Origin of the sequence: Burkholderia sp. Ax-1720 (genome assembly GCF_011753035.1) — a bacterium.
Lineage (GTDB): Bacteria > Pseudomonadota > Gammaproteobacteria > Burkholderiales > Burkholderiaceae > Burkholderia > Burkholderia gladioli.
Map to the genome: position 1 here is coordinate 1 of NZ_VWWK01000419.1, position 1,348 is coordinate 1,348.

Annotated in this window: 2 protein-coding genes; both read left to right on the top strand. The window is 69.2% G+C overall.

Features of this window, described 5'->3' with window-relative positions; all coding sequences use genetic code 11:
- The first annotated feature begins 157 nt into the window (after positions 1-157).
- Positions 158-370 (top strand): DUF1656 domain-containing protein, encoded by a 213-nt coding sequence (locus tag F3J18_RS37350; protein WP_013690214.1) that lies wholly within the window; start codon positions 158-160, stop codon positions 368-370.
- 21 nt (positions 371-391) lie between these two features.
- The coding region (locus F3J18_RS37355) for an HlyD family secretion protein (protein WP_166917183.1) at positions 392-1,348 on the top strand (957 nt) is incomplete at its 3' end.

A 1,348-nucleotide genomic window follows, 5' to 3' on the forward strand; every position in this document is an offset into this window, starting at 1 on the left:
CGCCGCGCTGCAGCGCGGGCTGCGCGACGCGCTGCATGCGCTGGTCGGCCTGCGCCTGTCGCTCAATCCCGCGCTGATGCAGGCGCTGCCGCCCGCCGCCGCGCCCGGCGCCCCGCGCGCCTGATCCCGACGACACCATGCCCATTTCCTCGCGACCATGATCGGCGAATTCGACATCTTCGGCGTGTTCGTGCCGGCACCGCTGGTGCTGATGCTGATCGCCTACCTGATCAATATCGCGGTGCGCGCGCTGCTCACGCGCACCGGCATCTACCGCTTCGTCTGGCATCGCTCGATCTTCGACCTCGGCATCTACGTGTTCGTGCTGGCCGGCGTCGTGATCGCCTCCCATCATTTCGTGGCTACCTGACAACACCAAGAACCCAATAACGTGAACGCGAAAAGAACCTGGTTTTCGGCGGGGCAGATCCTGCTGACCCTGATCGTGGTGGTCGTCGCCGGCCTCGTGCTATGGCGCATCATCAACTACTACATGTTCTCGCCCTGGACCCGCGACGGCCACGTGCGCGCAGACGTGATCCAGGTCGCGCCCGACGTGTCGGGGCTGATCACCGAGGTGCGGGTGGTCGACAACCAGGCCGTCTCGCAGGGCCAGGTGCTGTTCGTGATCGACCGGGCGCGCTACACGCTCGCGCTGCGCCTGGCCCAGGCCACGCTCGAGCAGCGCGCGGCGACGCTGGCCCAGGCGCGGCGCGAATACGCGCGCAATCTCAAGCTCGGCAACCTGGTGGCCAGCGAGCAGCTCGAGGAAAGCCGCACCCGCGTCGACCAGGGCGAGGCCGCGCTGGCCGACGCGCAGGTCAATGTCGATACCGCGAAGCTGAACCTGCAGCGCACCACCATCGTCAGCCCGGTGGACGGCTACCTGAACGACCGCGCGCCGCGCGTGGGCGAATACGTGCCGGCCGGCCGCGCCGTGCTGTCGGTGGTCGACCAGCATTCGTTCCGTATCGACGGCTATTTCGAGGAAACCAAGCTGCACGGCATCCATATCGGCCAGCCGGTGGACATCAGCGTGATGGGCGAGCCGCGGCCGCTGCGCGGCCATGTGCAGAGCATCGTGGCGGCCATCGAGGATCGCGACCGCACCCAGAGCGCGAACCTGCTGCCCAACGTCAACCCGGCCTTCAGCTGGGTGCGGCTGGCGCAGCGGATTCCGGTGCGCGTCGCGCTCGACGAGGTGCCCGACGATTTCCGCATGATCGCGGGCCGCACCGCCACGGTGGCGATGCGCGCGCCCGATGCGCGCGACCAGCGCAAGGCGCAAGGCGCGGCGCAGCCGGCCAGCGGCGCCGCGCCGACTTCGACCCCGGCCTCGACCCCGGCT